Origin of the sequence: Putridiphycobacter roseus, from assembly GCF_003234935.1 — a bacterium.
Classification (GTDB): Bacteria; Bacteroidota; Bacteroidia; order Flavobacteriales_D; family Crocinitomicaceae; genus Putridiphycobacter; species Putridiphycobacter roseus.
Genome location: NZ_QKSB01000017.1, coordinates 1 through 20020, shown reverse-complemented (window position 1 = coordinate 20020; position 20020 = coordinate 1). Strand labels below are relative to the sequence as shown.

The following is a 20020-nucleotide window of genomic DNA, read 5'->3' as shown; positions in this document are numbered from 1 at the left end:
GATTACTTATCGGCTGCTTTGGTTTGGAAATCAAGCCAAAGCGGATCGTTAGGTACTGGTGCAATAATGCTAACCATTTCCTTTTTTATTGGATGTTCAAAAATTAATTTTCGAGCATGTAAATGAATGGATCCATCTTTATTCGGTCGCTTAGCACCATACTTTAAATCACCTTTTATAATACATTTAATGTTAGACAATTGCACTCTTATTTGGTGGTGTCTACCTGTAAGTGGATTGATTTCTAAGTAAAAATAGCGGTCTCCTTTTCCTTTATAAGTATATTCTAATTCTGCTTTTTTACTTTTGTCTACCGGTTTAATGTGCGGGTAGCTTTTATTTTGTTTTTCATTTTTTAATAGATGGTCTACTAAATAACCCGTTTTTTGGGGGGGGTGTGCTTCGGTAATGGCCCAATATATTTTATTAATCTCTTTGTCTTGAAACATTTTATTTAATCGAGTTAAAGCTTTACTCGTTTTTGCAAACATTACAATGCCAGAGGTGGGTCTGTCTAATCGGTGAACAGTACCTAGGTATACATTACCAGGCTTATTGTATTTTATTTTTAAATATTCTTTGAGCAAGTCATTTAAAGGAAGGTCTCCCGTTTTGTCCCCCTGTACTATGTCCCCACTTTTTTTATTGATAATAAGAATGTGGTTGTCTTCGAATAAAACTTCGGGTTGGTATGGCTTGGACATAAGTATAAAATTAATTGGCTAAAAGTACAAATAGATAAATCAATGACAAAAAAAAAGGCCTCCTTATCGGAGACCTTTCTATAGTAAATGCTGTAATTAGTTTACTTTAGTTGATAAATCAGCTCCCGCTTTAAATTTAACAACATTTTTTGCTGCGATATTAATTTCTTTACCAGTTTGTGGGTTTCTTCCAGTTCTAGCTGCTCTATTAGAAACAGAGAAAGATCCAAATCCAACTAAAGAGATTTTATCACCTTTTTTAAGTGCTCCTTCTGTAGCAGTAATAAATCCTTCTAAAGCTCTTTTTGAGTCAGCTTTTGATAATCCTGAGTTGTCTGCAATTGCATCTACTAATTCTGATTTGTTCATTTTTTTGTTTTTTAAAATTGGTTAAACATTTATTTGAAACGAATATATATTTAAAATCCTTAACTTTCAAGCGTTTCAAGGGAAAATTCCTTTATTTTGTTAATAAAAGTGGTTGATTGTTAATAAACCCCCATATTTCGCACTTTTTCGGCATTGCTTTATTGGTGCGGGTTTGCAAGGTGCCATTGTAGAATATCGAAACCTTTTAGAAAATCTGAAGTTTTCATTCTCGTTTTTCCTTCTAATTGTAAGTTTTCTATTTTTAAATAGCCATCTGTACAAAGAAAGAATAATCCTTCTTCGTTGACTACTATGGATTCCTTATTCGAATTAATAATTTTGGCAGGTTTACTCTCAAATATTTTTAGGTTTTTTTGTTGACCTTCCTTATATAATATAGTATATGCCGTTGGGTAGGGAGAAAGGCCCCTTATTTTATTGTGGGTAGCTTTTACGGTATTGTCCCATTTTATGAGACAATCGGGTTTGAAAATTTTAGGTGCATGTGTTGCTTCTGCAGCAGGCTGATCAATTGCAGTGGCTGTACCATCAAATATTTGACCAACGGTTTTACTTAATAACTTTGCCCCAACAACCATTAATCGATCATGTATATCCCCTGCAGTATCGTTAGGTGCTATGTCAATTTTTGAAAAATCAATTATTTTTCCAGTATCAATTTCCTTTTCAATAAAAAAGGTAGTGACTCCTGTTTGTGTATCCCCATTTATAACTGCCCAATTAATAGGCGCCGCACCACGGTATCTCGGCAGCAAGGATCCATGCAAGTTAATGGTTCCTAATTTAGGCATGTCCCATACCATTTCTGGAAGCATTCTAAACGCAACGACAACAAAAAGATCCGCTTGGTAAGCTTTTAACGCTGCTATAAAGTCTGGTGATTTCAATTTTTCCGGTTGCAAGACTGGAATATTTTGGGTTAAAGCAAATTCTTTAACTGCCGAAGCTTTTAATTTTTGTCCCCTGCCGGCTGGTCGGTCCGGTGCTGTGACAACCGCTAAAACATCTATTCCAGTTTCAATTAACGACTTTAAAGATGCTACTGCAAAGTCGGGTGTTCCCATGAATATTACTTTTTTACTCATAATAGTATCGATTCATTTTTTTATAATAATGCCACAAATATATAACAGATAATATGCCTGTCACCAGAAAGTAAATATATTCAACGGTCCATATATAAAATATATCCCATTGGTAAACGAGTATCACTTGGTAAGAGAAAATTAAATAAATAAGGATAGAAACAATTTCAATGAGCATGGCATGAAAAGTCTTACCTAAAGCGGAAACAGAATTATAGAGAATGGCGACTACCGAAAATATAAGCATAGACCCAAATACCAATTGTAGTATTTCTGCTGATTTTTCAATGACTAATGGATTGTCTGAAATTAAACGTACTAATAAATGGGGGTAGAGTATGGCACCATGAAAAAATAGCAAATAGAAAACTACACTCAAAATCAACATTTGTTTAATCGACTTTTTTATTTGGATTGGATTTTTCTTCCCATGAAAGTAAGAAACATAGGTTCGTGTTGTAGCGCCAAATCCAAAAATAGGAATAAAGGAAATAAAAAATAAATTTCTTACTACATGGGATACTTCTAAATTAAAGGCGCTCCCTTGTTCTATCATGCTAAAAAATACAAACCAAACAGCAATAGATAAAAATCCACCAATCATTAAAGGATAACTGAGTTTTATTAATTGCTTAAACCTACTGCTTTCAAATTGTTTCACCCAAGTGAATTCAAAACCTTTTAAATGTTTACTTTTAATTAAATAATAAAATAATAATAAACAGGTAGCTGCTTCCGAAATTGTAGAGGCAAGTGCAGCGCCAGCTAGTCCCATTTCTGGTAAGCCAAATCGGCCGAAAATTAAGCCAAAGTCTAAGAAAATATTAAGAACAGCTAAAAATAAAGAAGCATAAATAATGATTTTTGTTTTTCCTATACCTATAAAAAAAGACATGATGCTCACTTGGATACCGGCAAAAATTAAACCATACATGCGGTAATTTAAAAATGTTTCCATGGCTTCACCAATGGGCTTGTTGGCTACAAAATTTTGCGTGAAAAGAGGGATAAGCAAAAATAATATGCCAATAAATACAATGGATAATGTCATTTGAATGACAAAAGAATGGTTTAAAGTTCTGTTAATGGCAAATGGTTTGTTTTTGCCAAATTCATTCGCAATCTGAATTTGTGTTCCATCTCCCAAGCCCTTGTTTAGCATGAAAAACACTAAATACAATAAGCCGGCGTTGTTGGCAGCATCAAAGGCTACTGTACCTAACTTATTTACCAAAATCGCATCTGTAATCATGACAATGTTTTGGATGAAAGTCCCCAACATTATTGGAATAGCAATTTGAATTATACTTTTTTTGTCTACTTTTAACATTATAGAAGGATGAAAAGATTTTTCAAAAAAAATCTCGTACAAAAATATAACAATGTTCAAACAATTTAACATATCTATTTTATTTATTATATCCTCTTGGACATGTAGTTTGCATGCTGCAATTGATTCTACTTATTTTAAATTATTAGATTCTGCCGAGTTGTACATTACTTTTTTAGAAAAGGATCAACAAAAAGCGGATATTTATTTTGACCAAGCATATGATTTGTTGAATGGATTAAATGATCCCTTAAATACAGCAATTTTTTATTTTCGAAAGTCTAAACTTGAAATGTTTAGAGAAAACGTAAAGCTTGGGGAGAAATACTGTAAAATCGCTTTGGCTGAGTTAAAAGGAGAACAGAATAATATTTTGTATTACCAAATAAAGCACCGATTAGGAAATGCTTATTACATAGAAAATGAATATAATAAAGCCGTAAATCAATATTTGGAAATAATATATTCCGAAAAGAAGGAAGAAGAACTGAGTGAAGAAGATAGATTAGAGTTAAAAAAAATAAAAGCCTACTCGTACAATAATATTGCTGGGATAAATTATGTACTATCTGCTGAAAATAATGCAATTAACTATTACGAAAAATCAGCAGTACTTTTTGAGGAATTAAATAATGAGGCAATGCTAAAGTATTGTTACTTTTATTTGGCTAGTGCTTATATCGACAAAAAAGAATTTGAAAAAGCTAGAGAAAATATTTTGATAGGATTGAAAATGGTGGATGAACAAAATAATACCATTGATGTAGCGGATTTTTATTTGACATATAGTCACTATTTTTTGGAAATTAACCAATTAGATTCCGCTAAATATTATATAGATAAATGCCTATTAATTTTTAATGAATATGATGATGTGCTTTCTATCCATAAAGCGAATGTATTCAAAGGGGAGTATTTATTGAAAACAAATAAGTATCATGAGGCTATTGATATTCTAGAAAATGGTTACCAAGATTTAATAGAAGGGCATTCTAGGAAGCTTCAATTAAGAATTGAAGAATTGTTGGCAAAGAGTTACATGGAGATTAATAATTATCGAAAAGCATACGAATACATTAATCTAGCATTGAAATCTCAATCTAATATTTTGCAAAACAATGAAGATTTCTTTGCTTTTGAATTCGATAAACGAATTAAAATGAATCAAATTTTCTACCAGGATAGTATCCAAGCCATATCTGACAATTTAAAGATCAGTAAAATTGAATCTGATTTAAAGGAAAAGTCGATTTTAAATAAATTTCTATTTTTCGCTGTTCTCGTTTTTCTATTGATAACAGTTGGCCTATTTTATATTGTGAACAGAAATATGAAAATCAATAAAAAATTAAAAAGTTCTATTAATGAAAATAATATTTTATTTAAAGAGGTGCACCACCGTGTAAAGAATAATTTTCAGATTATTTCCAGTCTAATGAATTTACAAAAAATGGCCGTGGACGAACCAAAAATAGATGCTATCTTAAATGAAATCCAACAAAGAATAAACTCCATGTCATTGGTACATGAACTATTGTATAAGCATGACGAAGTGGATAGAATTGATATTTATGAATATGTGAAAGAGTTGGTGGTTTCGATTGAAAACAGTTACAATAATGCAAAAAAGGAAATTAATTACCATATTCAAATCAATAAAATTGAATTGGTTTTAGAAAAAGCCATCCCACTCGGGTTGATTTTAAATGAAGCGATTACAAATGCCATGAAACACGCATTTGTAGGTAATGATAAAGGTGATATTTGGATTGAATTATCCAGTATAAGCGAGACGCATTATCAGTTAATTGTAAAAGATAATGGTATAGGTACTTCTGGCGTAAATTATCGAAGTGACAATTCTCTAGGTTTAGATTTAATCGAAATTCTTTCTGAACAGTTAGATGGTAAAGCCGAAATTAAAAATGAAGATGGTATGCTGGTTAAAATTATTTTTGAAAAATAATGGACTTAAAAATCAATGTCTAAATTAAACATTTTTCTAAATTTTATCAGCGATTCGTTTTCTTTACTGAGGTCATCAAATACGGATTTATTGTCCGTAAAACTTGCTTTTTTAGCTTCAATCATGTTGTAATTCAGACTGATATTTGAGTTTTTTAATTTTTTTCTTAAGAACCCTATAAAATCTGGTTTAATAAAATCTACTTCCTTTACTTGATTACCATTATTGAGGTCAATAGTAATGGAAAAGTCTGAAGCTAGTCGGTGATTGGCAGCGTTGAGGGTAGAGTATAAGCTACTTTTTTTCTCTCGTTGTAATTTTAATACATAAGAACGCCATGCGTGATCTAGTTCTTCGGTTGTAAAGGTTTGGTTTTCTTCGGCCTGTCGCGAAGCTTGAACGTCTTCCTTATTGTTCGTTTTTTTTATGGGATTAAGTATGCTGTTAATACCCACGTTTGCAGATCGAAATTCACCTACAGGTCTCCCAATTTTTTTTGGAGGAACACTGGTAGTCGCGGTATAGGACTTAGTGGGCTCACTAGAGACTGATTGCGTTTCTTTAGGCGCAACTGTTGGAGTTACTTTTGCGTCTTGACTGGTAAAAGGAATAATTTCTATGGGGAGAAATTCTAAGGTGACTGGGTCAATTAAACTTTTTTTTTTTCAATATTCGATTGAATAGAGGATAATTTCATCAAGGAAACCTCTACGTGAAGTCTTTTATTTTTACTGCCTTTAAAATGGTGTTCCGTTTCTTTTAATAAATTTAAAGCTACTAAAATAAATTGAACAGAACAGGCTTTGGATTGCGCCAAATATTTATCCTTAATATCATTAGGTACTTCTAAAAGTTTGAGAGAAGCTTCTTCTTTACAAACCAATACATTTCTTAAATGCTCTGCCAAGCCAATAATGAACTGTGAACCATCAAAACCTTTGTCTAAAATATCATGATAAATCAATAAATTACTACTGATATCCGAATTTAGAGAAGCATCCACTACTTTAAAGTAATAATCGTAATCCAGTACATTTAAATTTTCAATAACCGATTCATAAGTAATGTTTCCACCACTAAAAGATACAATCTGATCGAAAATAGATAAAGCATCTCTCAAAGCACCATCTGCTTTTTGTCCTATAATATGTAAAGCTTTGTCATCTGCTTTTACCGACTCTTCCTTCGCTATGTGTTTAAGATGGCTTACTATATCATCTACCTTTATTCTATGAAAATCGAAAATTTGACAACGGGATAAAATGGTGGGTAAAATTTTGTGTTTTTCCGTAGTTGCTAAAATAAAAATGGCATGCTCTGGTGGTTCCTCTAATGTTTTCAAAAATGCATTAAAGGCAGCTTGAGATAACATGTGTACCTCGTCAATGATAAATATTTTGTATTTACCGACTTGAGGTGCTATTCTAACTTGGTCAATTAAGTTTCTGATGTCTTCTACAGAGTTATTGGAAGCAGCATCTAATTCTAAAATATTAAATGAATGGCCTTCATTAAAAGAAGTACAAGATTCACAATTGTTGCAAGGCTCCGCATTTTCATCTAAATTAAAACAATTGATGGTTTTGGCTAAAATTCTTGCTGTAGTCGTTTTTCCAACTCCCCTTGATCCGCAAAATAAAAATGCTTGTGCTAAATGTTGTTTGTTTATAGCGTTTTTTAAAGTCGTGGTAATAGAAGATTGCCCCACAACAGTGTTGAAGGTTTGTGGTCTATACTTTCTGGCGGATACTACAAAATTGCTCATAATCTTTAGAGCTGCAAATATAATTTATCTACTTGTAAATTGATTATATTTATCCGTTTTTCTACTAATTGTTGATAAGTATTGGATTTCCGATATAAAAAACTATCTTTGCACTCAATTTTAAAAACAAATAATATGAATAGGTACGAAACTGTTTTCATTCTAACTCCCGTTTTGTCTGAAGAACAGGCAAAGGAAGCAGTAAAAGTCTTTGAAGATTATATCACTACTAATGGTGGTACAATCAAGCACAAAGAATTCTGGGGTATGAAAAAAATGGCATACCCAATCCAGAAAAAAACAACTGGATTTTACAATTTAATTGAATTTGAAGCTGATGGTGAAATGATCCGTAAGTTAGAAATCGAATATAAACGTGATGAGCGTATTATGAGATTTTTGACTGTGAAAATGGAAAACCATCACATTGCATTCGCTGAAAAAACTAGAAGTAAAGCTACTGCTTAAGTATTAATCAATTAAAAGTAAAGAATTATGGCATCAGATATTAGATATTTAAATCCGATCAGTATTGAAATTAAAAAAGAGAAATACTGTAGATTCAAAAAAAGTGGTATTAAATATGTGGATTACAAAAATCCTGATTATTTAATCAAGTTTATTAATGAGCAAGGTAAAATTTTACCAAGACGTTTAACAGGTACTTCTCAAAAATACCAAAAGAAGGTAAACAAAGCAGTAAAAAGAGCGCGTCACTTAGCTATTTTACCGTATGTAGCGGATATGATGAAATAATTTTATTTCACATTTGTTAAACAATTAAAAAACTTATCATGGAAGTTATATTAAAGAAAAACGTAGATAAATTAGGATATAAAGATGAAGTTGTAACTGTGAAAAATGGTTACGGAAGAAACTTTTTAATTCCTCAAGGTTATGCAAAATTAGCCACAGTTTCTGAAAAGAAAGCGCATACAGAAGTATTAAAACAAAAGTCACATAAAGAATCTAAAATTCAAGAGGATGCAACAGCTGTTGCAGCTAAATTAGAGACTGTAGTGGTGAAAATTATTTCTAAAGTAGGAGAAAATGGAAAGATTTTTGGTTCAGTGAATGCTGTATTAATTTCTGAAGCATTAAGAAAAGAAGGTGTTGAAGTTGATAGAAAATCTATCAAAATTAAAGATGAACCAATTAGAGAAATTGGAACATACGAAGCAACAGCTAACTTACACAAAGAAGTAAAGCAAGATTTCAAATTTGAAGTAGTAGGAGAGTAATTCTTTCAAACTTTAAAAAATATTAAACCTCGACCATATGCGTCGGGGTTTTTTTATGACCTTATTTTTCTTGAAAGTATTTGTTGTGATGAAGACCATTTGGATACATCCACAATTTGTTTTCGTTGCATACCATACGATTGATTATTTTATAAGTCTCAATCCATTTTGAGACGAGTTCACTTTGTGCCGAGCTCACTGGCCCAGTATTCCAATCCGCGTCTAATGTAAAAAGTTGTTCTCCGTATTCCATATAATTATCAAAAACAAAACTCGGAATGTCGCTCCTGTTAATGGTCAATGGAATGCTTCTGTTTGCGCAATATGTTCTGCTGGTGTCAAGTCCTTCACCAATAAAGTGCTTTTGTGGAGAGAATGATAAGTCAAAATTTTGTGCTAACAAGGAGAGTAGGCTTGGGGCAATGTCGATATGCGAACACATACCTTTAAACGTTGCCGCTTTTGTAATAAGTGGGGAATAAATAATTAATGGTACATGGAATCGCTCTAAAGCGTGTGCTCTTAAGTTTAAGTTGATAGCATGATCTCCAACTATAATAAAAATAGTGTTTTTAAACTGAGGAGTCTTACTACATGCTTGTATAAAAAAACGCAAATCATCATCCGCTGCAATAGCCGAACTGATTATTTTATGGGGGATGTTAATACTGTCAAGTTCTAATCCGCACTTAGTAAGCCTGCTTTTTAGGTAGTCCTGATTGTAGTAGTGGTCGTCAGCCAAGTTAAAGGGACTGTGTACCGTAATAGTTTGGTAAATACTAAAAAATGGTGATTTAAATTTGTTAGCGTGCATGTCGTCGAGTGATTGACTGAACAGCGCTCTGTCATTGTAGCCCCAGACATAGTCGCTTTGTTTATTTGATTTTTTTTGGTATTTAGTCGTATCGAAATTATTGTCAGACGTAAAGTAATCAATGCCATTGTATTTTATAAAGTATTCAATTTTATCAAATAATTTCCAGCCACCATAATAGTAGTTTGATAAATAGTCATTTTCTTTTAAGTATTGAATGATACTTGTTTGGTTTGGATATCTGCTACCATATGCATTGGCGTAAAATTGGCCCATAAAACCGCGTTCACTCGTTCCAAAAGGTAAGGAAGCTAAAATGTTAGGCAGTACACCAAATGAGCGATCGGCATTGGATAGGAAATGTGTCCAATTTAAACCTGCTTTGGCTAAACTATCGGTGAATGGTGTTAAACTACCACCTATACAATTACTTTCGCCAGAAAATGTACTGGATAGACTTTCAGAGATAATAAGTACAATATTGGGTTGTATGCTGTCCTTTTTAAAAAAAGATCCTAAGACATTCGAATCTTCTGAGTCGTAAATGAAGGGTAGGTTCTTATGGGTGAAGTTTCGCTGCGGGTAATGGGTTTGGAAATTTATGATGGCTAATTTTTTTGTCACCTCACTGTCATTTGTTGTTCCATATGCTTTAGAATAGCTGTCTATAAAAAAAATAGGTTTTGAGTTTCCTAATAAAAATTGATACGCTGTATCGAAGGCTTGAAATTCTTTAAATAAATTTTTGTGAGATAATACAGCAATTATAAAGCATGCTAGTGTGGTATAAACCACAATGTTTTTCCGGAAATTTCTTGCTTTAATGCGCTTGTGTTTAATGAATAGCAGGATGATGGTAAACACGATAATAATAAAGTTCATGATCCAGAAATAAGACCGGTTTCCACTCATCTCTGTATTGGCAATATGGTAGAGCTCTTCAAAGGTGAATTCAAAGAGTATTGCTGTTAATACCGCATTATTCGTTAAAAAAAACTGAGTAAATATTAACTGAATAAAAATGATGAAAAATATAACAATCCTGATGGTTATTTTATAAGTGCGGAAGTGAAGAATTGAAATTAAAAATGCTGGAATGAATAATATCGCACCAGTGATAAGTATGAATAGGGTGTCGTACTTTACACTCTTTGTGAAGAATAACTGTAAACTTAACTGTTGGTCTGAATGATTATAAATGTAGTAATATTCACCTAATCTAATCAGCAGGAATACAAAAATAGTACTTAAAAAAAGTATGGCATAGTCGAAGAGGAATCTTTGTATGTTTTGTATTTTAATTTTTTTCATTTACCTGTTACCTCTATTTTTGTTTGCCTTTATTTTTTCAGCCACCTGATCGACTGTTGCTGTATTAAATTCTTTATTTATTCCGGGGATTGCCTCTTTGGCTTTGCTGTATTTTAAAAACTCGTACAGTAATTTCTCTCTACCATATTCATTGGTTGAGAAAATGTCGTTACTTATAGCGCTACTAATACTTGTTATTTTACCTATGAAGTAGTTTTGGTGGAATTTTTCCTGCTCTATTGAAAGTGTTAACTTGGCATTAATGATTTGCTTGTATTGCTGCCAGCTTCTTCTTTTATGTCTTAAAAAGATACGATACGCCCTGTATTTATTGTTCTCTTTATCGAATAATAAATCAATTTTGCTTAAAAGCGAAGCAATGGAAACTAATAGAATGAATAGGTGAAGCATGGGGTTAATAATTAAAATAACTTTAATGAAGTCAAATGTAAATACAACATTTACAAGGTGGTTGTAGGTTTTTTCTTCGTTATTTATAGTCATGTAGTTTTAATAAACGTACTAATATATATAAATAATATACAACGACTACTTTTTAAATGATAGTTAGTGCATTATTAGTCTGTTAATGAGTTTGGATCAACGATTTTCACCTAGATATAGGTATGGTTATTTCATTATTTTTTTTAATTATTTCCGAAAAATAAATTATGATTAATATATAATAATTAATGTTTATCGTTAAATATGTAATTTAATTCATTACATTTACAAAAAAAAACAATATGAAAAATTTAAATTTTAAAAGTGTATTCGGAATTTTGTTCTTGATTGGACTTTTCATTGTCATTAATAAAGTGGATGATAAAAGAATCTTAATGGGCATCACAGGTATACTTGTGGTGATTTTTTTGTTTAATTTTTTAGTCCGAAAAAAGCCTGGTTTTAAATCTTATTTCTTGAGTCCATTCAATTTATTTTCTTCAAAAATAACAGTGAAAAAATCTTTTGACCTTTCAAAAGATATATTGGTACCTAAATTTAAAGAAGTACTAGAAGCTGCTGATTTTAAAATTGGTTATAGTGATGAGGCTGCAGGGGAATTGTTTGCTTATTCCAATATTTCATGGAAGTCCTGGGGCGAAAATATTTATGTTGATGTAAATGAAAATGGAGATGTTGTGTTTACATCAGTTGCAATCATTGGTGTTTATAGCTGGGGAAAGAACGAAAAGAACTTAGAGAAATTAGTAGAAACATTTGAATCATCATTAATTATATAAGTATGGCAATTATAGTAAATTTAGACGTGATGATGGCAAAGCGTAAAATGCGCTTAAATGAATTATCCGAAATTGTAGGGGTGTCTGTAGTTAACTTGTCCATTTTAAAGCAAGGCAAGGGAAAAGCTATCCGATTTTCAACCTTAGCCGCTATTTGTGAAGCCTTGTCATGTCAACCTGGAGATATTTTGGCATACGAGGACGATCATTCTTTAGAGTAGACTCCTTTAGTTTCTAGTAAAGGAATATAGATTTGAGTCTAATGCTGTACTGAAATAGTCTTTTTTTTTGGCTTAGGGTATTTGTGTAATATTAAAAATCTGTAATTCCTCAGTTGTTTACTTGATGGTTGTCAGGTTTTAAATTGGTAATATTCAATAAATTTGTTGTGCAAATAAACAGCACATGAAGTTTACAAAAGAACAATTAGAAGGGGCAAAAACGCGCAAAGATTTGATGCAAATTGCTTCAGAAAATGAGATGGATATCCGTAAAGTCACTAAAAATTTAAAGTACTTAATGGAGTTAGAGTCTTTACAAGCTGAAATGGTAGCGCTTCAGAAATGGATAACAGACAACAATAAAAGGGTGGCTATTATTTTTGAAGGTAGAGATGCAGCAGGTAAAGGCGGGGCGATAAAGCGTTTTAAAGAGCATTTAAATCCACGTACTTCAAGAGTAGTTGCTTTGTCTCGACCAACAGAAGTGGAACAAGGACAATGGTATTTTAGAAGGTATATAAAAGAATTACCAAACCCTGGTGAAATTGTATTTTTTGATAGAAGCTGGTACAATCGTGCAGTGGTTGAGCCTGTAATGGGATTTTGTACAAATTTACAATATGATCAATTTATGGTTCAAGTACCCGAATTTGAACATATGCTGCACGAAGACGGGTTAGTCGTTATTAAATTTTGGTTCTCTATTTCGAAACAAGAACAAAAGGAAAGATTTGACGATAGACTTGGGAATCCATTAAAGCAATGGAAGTTTAGTCCCGTAGATATGGAGGGACAAAAGATGTGGGATAGGTACACTTTTTTTAAACAAGAAATGTTTAGTAAAACGCATACCAATTTTTCTCCGTGGATTATTGTTAAAACCAATGATAAAAAAACAGCAAGGTTAGAAAGTATGCGCTATGTCTTGTCCCGTTTTAATTATAAGGATAAAACAGAATCATTAGATGGGTTAATATCTCCAGATCCTAATGTTATCATTCGATATTATAGAAATGCCAAACAAATAGATATTTAAAGTAATGGAAGCGACTACTAAAATAGAATTAACAGAAAGCGAAGTAGATTTAATAAATACTAAATTGGGACTTCGAAACTTATTTTCGTCAAAAAAAACGGATGTCAAAAAGGCATTAAGGTACACCAAATATGAAAATGATTTAACAGATCGACAAGTAGAAATGGTGAAACTACAAAGTTGGGTGATTAAGGAGCGAAAAAAAGTGGTGGTTATTTTTGAAGGTAGAGATGCTGCTGGAAAAGGTGGTGCTATTAGAAGGATTACCGCCCATATTAATCCAAGGCATTTTAGAATTGTTGCGTTAAATAAGCCTACTGAGGATGAAAAAGGACAATGGTATTTTCAACGATATGTCAATAAACTGCCAAAACCTGGTGAAATCGTATTCTTCGATAGAAGTTGGTATAATAGAGCCATTGTTGAACCTGTAAATAACTTTTGTACCCAAAAAGAGTATTCCGTTTTTATGTCTCAAATTAATCCATTTGAAAAAATGGTTTTAGATTCTGATACATTTCTAGTGAAAATTTATTTTTCTATCAGTAAAGAAGAACAAATTAGAAGGTTTGAGGATATTAAAAAAAGTGATTTAAAGCGTTGGAAAATATCTCCAGTAGATGAACGTGCCATTGCATTGTGGGATGATTATACTAAATACAAAGATGCTATGTTTGAAAATACAAATGAGGCTCAAGCACCATGGATGCGTATTGATGCCAATAAAAAAACAAATGCAAGAATTAAAGCGCTTGATTATATATTAGAAAATATACCCTATGATAAATAACCATGTTTAATTGGTGATTTAGAAAATAAAAAAACCAGTCCGTATTGGACTGGTTTTTTTGTAAAAATATTTATTTGATTACATTAACATGCCGCCACAAACATTTAAAGTTTGTCCGGTGATGTAACCCGACATATCAGAAGCTAAGAATACTGTCGCATTAGCTACATCTGCAGGTGTACCACCTCTTTTTAAAGGAATTGAATCTCTCCATCCTTGTACCACTTTCTCGTCTAAGGCAGCAGTCATTTCCGTTTCAATAAATCCTGGTGCAATGGCGTTACATCTAATGTTTCTCGAACCTAATTCTTGTGCAATAGATTTGGTAAAACCAATCATTCCTGCTTTTGAAGCCGCATAATTTGATTGTCCAGCGTTTCCTGAAACACCTACTACTGAACTCATGTTTATAATAGAGCCTTTTCTAGCTTTTAACATGGGACGCATTACAGCTTTGGTTAAGTTAAAGGCAGACTTTAAGTTTACGTTCATTACTTCATCCCAATGCGCTTCTGTCATTCTCATCAATAAATTATCTCTTGTAATTCCAGCATTATTTACTAAAATATCAATCTGACCAAAAGCTTCCATTACTTCGTCTGCTAACTTTTGTGCAGAATCAAAGTCTGAAGCATTTGATTTAAAACCTTTAATAGATCCACCATCTGCAGCTAATTCTGCTTCTAATGCTCTTGCTTTCTCGTCGGAAGATAAATAAGTGAAGGCTACTGTTGCACCTTGTTTTATAAATTCTTTGGCTATTTCTTTTCCAATACCTCTTGAGGCACCGGTGATAATAGCTACTTTACCGTCTAATAAACCCATAGTTAATTTTATTTGGTTCAAATATAGAAAATTTATGGCATAAAAAAACCCAGAGGATTAATGTCTGGGTTTAATATTATCTTAGTAAAAGATTAACTTTCTACTGGTGGCTCAATCAAAATTCTTCCACAGTGCTCACAAACAATAATTTTCTTTCTTGCTTGTATGTCTAATTGTCTTTGTGGTGGAATTTCATTGAAACAACCGCCGCATGAGTTTCTTTCTACTGAAACTACCGCTAAACCATTAATTGCATTATTTCTTAATCTTTCGTATGCAGCAACTAATCTTGGTTCAATATTTTTCTTTGCTTTATCCGATTTTTTAATCAACTTTTCTTCGTCAGCCTCCGTTTCGTTGATAATCGCTTGCAATTCTTTTTTCTTAATTTCTAAATCGTTGGTACGCTCCGTTAATTTAGCTTTTGCTTCTTCAATTGCTTCCTTTTTAGATTCAATTCTAAATTGTGCCTCCTTGATTTTTTTCTCTGCTAATTCAACTTCTAATCCTTGAAATTCAATTTCCTTAGATAAAGAATCGTATTCTCTGTTATTTCTAACGTTTTTTTGTTGCTCGCTATATTTCTTTATTGCAGCACCTGCGTCAGTAATTGCATTTTTCTTGTTAGAAATATCAGTTTCTAATTCAGTCAACTCATCATCCAACTTTCCTGCTCTGATAGATAATCCTTCAACTTCACTTTCTAATTCTTCTACCTCTAAAGGCAATTCACCTCTTACGGTTCTAATCTTATCAATCGAAGAATCAACTTCTTGTAAATAATAAAGCGCATTTAACTTTTCGGTAATAGCGCTATCTGTATTTTTTTTAGCCATCTTTATTTAATAATATTTTACAGGATTTGTAACTCTTTCTGTTAAATAGGGTGCAAATTTAATAAAATTTTCTGATAAAATATCATGAATTAACTCAATTGTGAATTGCTCACTTTCATAATGACCAATGTCTGCGATAATAATATCTTGCTCCGCATCAAAAAATTCATGGTATTTAAAGTCTCCTGTGATGTAAATATCTGCCTTTACGTTTTTGGCTTGTGCCAATAAAAAACTACCAGAACCACCACACCAAGCAATTTTTTGTACCGTCTTTTGTAAAATGTCTGTGTGCCGAATGACTTGACATTTAAATGTCTTTTTTAATTGATCAAAGAACTCAAGTGTATCGACTGGTTTGTCTAAACTGCCATACATACCAGCGCCAATTTCGGTATTGGCATTGTTCAGTGTAAAAATATCGTATGCAACGGACTCGTATGGATGTGCTTGTAATAATGCAACAATAATTTGGTTGCGTTGCGATTTATTGATGATGACTTCAATTTTAATTTCTTTTTCAAGCTGTCTTTTACCAATTTCACCTACAAACGGTTGGGCACTATCATTTGCCTTAAAACTGCCATCTCCCTCTAGTGTAAAACTGCACTCGCTATAAGCACCAATCTTTCCAGCTCCTGCCGTATACAAGGCATTCAACACCGTTTCTTGGTGTGCCATGGGGACATATGTAGCTAATTTTTCTAAATTTCCATAGGTAGGCGCCAATATTTTTGGGTTTGTGATACCCAATAATTGACCAATTTTATAATTCACTCCCTTGGCATAATTATCTAAATTGGTGTGAATCGCATAAATGGCAATATTGTTTTTTATGGCTTTAATCACTGTGCGTTCAATGTAATTTTTACCGGTTATACTTTTCAACCCCTTAAATACAATTGGGTGGTGAGCAATAATCAAATTACATTTTTTTTCTATGGCTTCATCAATCGTAGCTTCTATGCAGTCTAAGGTGATGAGTGCATTGGTGATTTCCCAATTTTTATCACCACAGATATAACCTGAATTGTCGTAAGACTCTTGGGTACTCAATGGTGCTAAGGATTCTAAATAGTTGGTGATTTCTTTTAGTAGCATGCTTCAAAAATAATTCATTTTTTTGAAGCAGCAATTTGTGGAGTGATTAAAATAATATTCCTTAAGAATGAATTATATTTGTACTCCCTTACTCAAACTATACAATGGCTAAACCAATCGAATCACAAGAAGAATTTATTGAAATATACGGTGCGAAGGTCCACAATTTAAAAAATATTGACCTGAAAATTCCTCGAAATAAATTAGTTGTATTTACTGGTTTAAGTGGTAGCGGAAAGTCTTCGCTTGCTTTTGATACGATTTTTGCCGAGGGACAAAGAAGGTACTTGGAAACTTTTTCTGCCTATGCCCGTCAGTTTTTGGGTGGACTAGAACGACCAGATGTGGATGAAATCCTAGGCTTGAGTCCAGTAATCTCGATTGAACAAAAAACAGTAAACCGAAGCCCGAGATCTACTGTGGGGACGGTGACAGAAATATATGATTTCTTGAGGTTGTTGTATGCTAGAGTGGGAGAGGCTTATTCCTACAATACTGGGGAGAAAATGGTCAAGTATTCCGACCAACAAATTATTGATTTAATATTAGAAAAATTCGAAGGCCGAAAAATAGTATTGTTGGCGCCAAAAGTAAAAGGTAGAAAAGGACATTACCGTGAGCTTTTTGAACAAATATCTAAAACGGGCTATTCCAAAGTAAGGGTTGATGGTGAGATTATTGACATTACCCCAAATATGCGTCTCGATCGTTATAAAATTCACGACATTGAAATGGTGGTCGATCGAATTTTGGTCAATGAAGAGAATACGCAAAGGGTTACAGATGCCGTGAAATTGGCTTTAAAATTTGGTCAGGATGTGATGCAATTAATCGATTTTGAAACAGGCGAAACCGCACAGTTTAGCCGTTTTTTAATGTGTCCAACTACCGGGATTTCTTATGCCGAACCAGAACCTAATTTATTTTCTTTTAACTCGCCTTACGGGGCTTGTAAAAAGTGTAACGGACTGGGCATGATTTCGGAAGTGGATACGGATAAAGTAATTCCTGATCCCAATAAAAGTATAAAAGAAGGTGGGATTATTCCGCTGGGTAAAATGAAAAACGATTGGATTGGAACCCAAATTGAATCCATTTTAACGGCTTATGGACATAAAACGACGGATAAAATAAAAGATATTGATGACGCCTTGATTCAAAAACTCTTATTCGGCTTTGAAGAAGTATTGACCATTGGTGATGAATCTAAAACGGTAGACTTTGAAGGGATAACTAATTTTGTGTTGCGACATTATGAAGAAAACCCCTCTGCTCCAGTAAAAAGATGGGCCGATAGTTTTATGAACCAAATTACTTGTCCAGTTTGCGAAGGGACTAGGTTAAATCAAGAATCATCTTACTTTAAAATAAATGAAAAGAGTATTGGTGAATTGAGCCAAATGGATGTAGTGGAGCTGCACGAATGGTTTACTCATGTTGCTGAAACTTTAAATGAAAAACAATTAAAAATTGGGAAGGAAATTCTCAAGGAAATTAAAAACCGTTTGCAATTCTTAATTGATGTCGGTTTATATTATTTGAACTTAAACCGTTCTTCCAAGACTTTAAGCGGTGGTGAAGCGCAAAGAATTCGATTGGCGACTCAAATTGGATCGGAATTGATGAATGTGTTGTACATTTTAGATGAACCTAGTATTGGATTGCACCAAAGGGATAATTCTAAATTAATTGAAGCCTTAAAACGCTTGCGAGATGTTGGTAATTCTGTAATTGTAGTGGAGCACGACAAGGAAATGATGGAAGCATCAGACTTTATTGTGGATATCGGTCCCAAAGCAGGGATTCATGGTGGAAATATAACACAAGCTTCAACTATTGGCGAACTCAAGTCGAGTGGTAGTACTACTGCTGGATATTTGAACGGGGACTTAAAAATTGAAGTACCAACTACTAGAAGAAAAGGGAACGGAAAGAAATTAGAATTGATTGGAGCAACGGGACATAATTTAAAGAACATTGACTTAAAAATTCAATTGGGGACTTTTACTTGTATCACCGGAGTGTCGGGGAGTGGTAAGTCTTCTTTGATTAACCATACTTTGTACCCAATATTAAACGCGCACATTTACAATGGGGTAAAAAAACCATTGCCTTATAAAAAAATAAAAGGACTAGAGCATTTAGACAAGGTCATTGATATTGATCAAGCGCCGATTGGTAGAACACCGAGGTCGAATCCAGCAACTTACACGGGTATATTTGGAGATATACGTAATTTGTTTGCGGATATTGGAGAATCAAAAATACGTGGATACAAGGCCGGAAGGTTTAGTTTTAACGTAAAAGGTGGTCGTTGTGAAGCCTGTAAGGGTGGGGGACTGCGTTTAATTGAAATGAACTTTTTACCAGATGTTTATGTAGAGTGTGAAGAATGTCAAGGTAAAAGATACAATAGAGAAACCTTAGAAGTAAGGTACAAAGGGAAAAATATCAACGATATATTAGAAATGACCATTGAGGATGCGACCTTGTTTTTTGAAGGTATTCCTAAGATTAGAAAAAAACTGGAGACTTTATTGTCTGTCGGATTGGGCTACATAAAAATTGGTCAACCTTCAACCACCATTAGTGGTGGAGAAGCACAAAGGATTAAATTAGCGACAGAATTATCCAAAAAATCAACAGGAAATACCATTTATATTTTAGATGAACCTTCCACAGGTTTACACTTTGAGGACATTAAAATGTTGTTGGCGGTACTGAAACGCTTGGCGGATGAAGGCAATACGGTATTGGTGATTGAACACAATATGGACATTATAAAAGTAGCCGATTATATCATTGATATCGGTCCTGAAGGCGGAAGACATGGCGGGGAGATTATGATTGAAGGAACCCCAGAAAAAATTTGCAAGGCGAAAAATACCAAAAGCGATACGGTAACCTATTTAAGGAAAGAGTTGGTTTAGTGAAGAGTTAATAGTTATTGGATATTAGTTTTGGGAAAGTAATGTTTTTATTTATTTACGGATATGATACTCGAGCACTCATATTTCAAATCTCAAAACTAAAATTCCAAATTTCATGAAGGTAGTTGCTATAGTCCAAAAGCTAACTGCTTAACTCCTGACTCCTTAACTCCTTTTTCCTAGATGCTAGAAGATAGACAATAGTATTCATTATTAAGATTATAGTAGCTAAACAAAATACAAGTGTCAGTTCGTCCCGATAGCTATCGGGATTCTGAATTTGGCAGTAGCCAAAAGCAGTTGTATCAAGAACAGAACGGAATTGCTAGCAGCAAGATACTAGACGCTAGATACTAGATGCTAGACAAAAGTATTAAAACATAAGTGGCTAGTCAATGATATTACGTCTTAATTTAGACTAAACGCTTTTA

The 20020-nt window shown here is 33.1% G+C and carries 20 protein-coding genes; 9 read left to right on the top strand and 11 right to left on the bottom strand.

The features are described from left to right. Positions 1 to 2: 2 nt before the first annotated feature. From DNU06_RS16395 to DNU06_RS16380, 4 genes are all read right to left on the bottom strand, one after another. On the bottom strand, positions 3 to 704 hold the full coding sequence (locus tag DNU06_RS16395; RefSeq protein ID WP_111064590.1) for an RluA family pseudouridine synthase: 702 nt from the start codon (positions 702 to 704) through the stop codon (positions 3 to 5). 96 nt (positions 705 to 800) lie between these two features. After that, complete coding sequence (locus DNU06_RS16390) at positions 801 to 1091, bottom strand: HU family DNA-binding protein (protein ID WP_317048253.1); 291 nt, start codon at positions 1089 to 1091, stop codon at positions 801 to 803. Between the two features lie 140 nt (positions 1092 to 1231). Beyond that, positions 1232 to 2179, bottom strand: a complete 948-nt coding sequence (gene fmt / locus DNU06_RS16385) for a methionyl-tRNA formyltransferase (protein ID WP_111064588.1) — start codon at positions 2177 to 2179, stop codon at positions 1232 to 1234. Beyond that, positions 2172 to 3509 carry an MATE family efflux transporter gene (locus DNU06_RS16380; protein WP_158526932.1) on the bottom strand — a complete coding sequence of 446 codons (1338 nt, stop codon included), beginning with the start codon at positions 3507 to 3509 and terminating at the stop codon, positions 2172 to 2174. The genes fmt and DNU06_RS16380 overlap by 8 nt, the downstream gene beginning before the upstream one ends. Before the next feature lie 52 nt (positions 3510 to 3561). On the opposite strand from DNU06_RS16380, the gene DNU06_RS16375 reads away from it, so the two are divergent. Next, positions 3562 to 5475, top strand: coding sequence for a tetratricopeptide repeat-containing sensor histidine kinase (locus DNU06_RS16375; RefSeq protein WP_111064586.1), 1914 nt, complete (start codon positions 3562 to 3564; stop codon positions 5473 to 5475). Between the two features lie 5 nt (positions 5476 to 5480). Here DNU06_RS16375 and DNU06_RS16370 read toward each other — a convergent pair whose 3' ends face one another. Both DNU06_RS16370 and dnaX read right to left on the bottom strand, forming a co-directional pair. Beyond that, positions 5481 to 5930, bottom strand: coding sequence for a hypothetical protein (locus DNU06_RS16370; protein ID WP_111064585.1), 450 nt, complete (start codon positions 5928 to 5930; stop codon positions 5481 to 5483). A 194-nt stretch (positions 5931 to 6124) separates the two neighbouring features. After that, complete coding sequence (gene dnaX / locus DNU06_RS16365; RefSeq protein ID WP_111064584.1) at positions 6125 to 7240, bottom strand: DNA polymerase III subunit gamma/tau; 1116 nt, start codon at positions 7238 to 7240, stop codon at positions 6125 to 6127. A 135-nt stretch (positions 7241 to 7375) separates the two neighbouring features. Between dnaX and rpsF the strand changes: the two genes are divergently transcribed. From rpsF to rplI, 3 genes are read left to right on the top strand one after another with little or no spacing between them, the layout of a single operon-like run. Continuing rightward, on the top strand, positions 7376 to 7708 hold the full coding sequence (rpsF, locus tag DNU06_RS16360; RefSeq protein WP_111064583.1) for a 30S ribosomal protein S6: 333 nt from the start codon (positions 7376 to 7378) through the stop codon (positions 7706 to 7708). A gap of 27 nt (positions 7709 to 7735) precedes the next feature. Further along, positions 7736 to 7996 (top strand): 30S ribosomal protein S18, encoded by a 261-nt coding sequence (rpsR, locus tag DNU06_RS16355; RefSeq protein ID WP_111064582.1) that lies wholly within the window; start codon positions 7736 to 7738, stop codon positions 7994 to 7996. A gap of 38 nt (positions 7997 to 8034) precedes the next feature. Next, a complete protein-coding gene (rplI, locus tag DNU06_RS16350) occupies positions 8035 to 8481 on the top strand; it encodes a 50S ribosomal protein L9 (protein ID WP_111064581.1) in 447 nt (148 codons plus the stop codon). A 61-nt stretch (positions 8482 to 8542) separates the two neighbouring features. Here rplI and DNU06_RS16345 read toward each other — a convergent pair whose 3' ends face one another. Further along, complete coding sequence (locus DNU06_RS16345; protein ID WP_111064580.1) at positions 8543 to 10606, bottom strand: LTA synthase family protein; 2064 nt, start codon at positions 10604 to 10606, stop codon at positions 8543 to 8545. Then, entirely contained in the window at positions 10607 to 11110 is a 504-nt protein-coding gene (locus DNU06_RS16340) for a hypothetical protein (RefSeq protein ID WP_111064579.1), read from the bottom strand. A 242-nt stretch (positions 11111 to 11352) separates the two neighbouring features. On the opposite strand from DNU06_RS16340, the gene DNU06_RS16335 reads away from it, so the two are divergent. The 4 genes from DNU06_RS16335 to ppk2 (DNU06_RS16320) all read left to right on the top strand — a co-directional run bounded on the left by DNU06_RS16335 (position 11353) and on the right by ppk2 (DNU06_RS16320) (position 13897). After that, a complete protein-coding gene (locus DNU06_RS16335; protein ID WP_111064578.1) occupies positions 11353 to 11850 on the top strand; it encodes a hypothetical protein in 498 nt (165 codons plus the stop codon). A 2-nt stretch (positions 11851 to 11852) separates the two neighbouring features. Further along, positions 11853 to 12071, top strand: coding sequence for a helix-turn-helix domain-containing protein (locus tag DNU06_RS16330; RefSeq protein WP_111064577.1), 219 nt, complete (start codon positions 11853 to 11855; stop codon positions 12069 to 12071). 184 nt (positions 12072 to 12255) lie between these two features. Continuing rightward, positions 12256 to 13107, top strand: coding sequence for a polyphosphate kinase 2 (gene ppk2 / locus DNU06_RS16325; RefSeq protein WP_111064576.1), 852 nt, complete (start codon positions 12256 to 12258; stop codon positions 13105 to 13107). A 4-nt stretch (positions 13108 to 13111) separates the two neighbouring features. Then, complete coding sequence (gene ppk2 / locus DNU06_RS16320) at positions 13112 to 13897, top strand: polyphosphate kinase 2 (protein ID WP_111064575.1); 786 nt, start codon at positions 13112 to 13114, stop codon at positions 13895 to 13897. 78 nt (positions 13898 to 13975) lie between these two features. On the opposite strand, the gene fabG is transcribed toward ppk2 (DNU06_RS16320), so the two are convergent. The 3 genes from fabG to DNU06_RS16305 form a co-directional block, all read right to left on the bottom strand. Next, positions 13976 to 14722, bottom strand: coding sequence for a 3-oxoacyl-[acyl-carrier-protein] reductase (gene fabG / locus DNU06_RS16315; protein WP_111064574.1), 747 nt, complete (start codon positions 14720 to 14722; stop codon positions 13976 to 13978). 92 nt (positions 14723 to 14814) lie between these two features. Beyond that, positions 14815 to 15558 (bottom strand): zinc ribbon domain-containing protein, encoded by a 744-nt coding sequence (locus tag DNU06_RS16310; protein ID WP_111064573.1) that lies wholly within the window; start codon positions 15556 to 15558, stop codon positions 14815 to 14817. 6 nt (positions 15559 to 15564) lie between these two features. Then, on the bottom strand, positions 15565 to 16659 hold the full coding sequence (locus DNU06_RS16305; RefSeq protein WP_111064572.1) for a Nif3-like dinuclear metal center hexameric protein: 1095 nt from the start codon (positions 16657 to 16659) through the stop codon (positions 15565 to 15567). 104 nt (positions 16660 to 16763) lie between these two features. Between DNU06_RS16305 and uvrA the strand changes: the two genes are divergently transcribed. After that, on the top strand, positions 16764 to 19589 hold the full coding sequence (gene uvrA, locus DNU06_RS16300) for an excinuclease ABC subunit UvrA (RefSeq protein ID WP_111064571.1): 2826 nt from the start codon (positions 16764 to 16766) through the stop codon (positions 19587 to 19589). Positions 19590 to 20020: the final 431 nt, after the last annotated feature.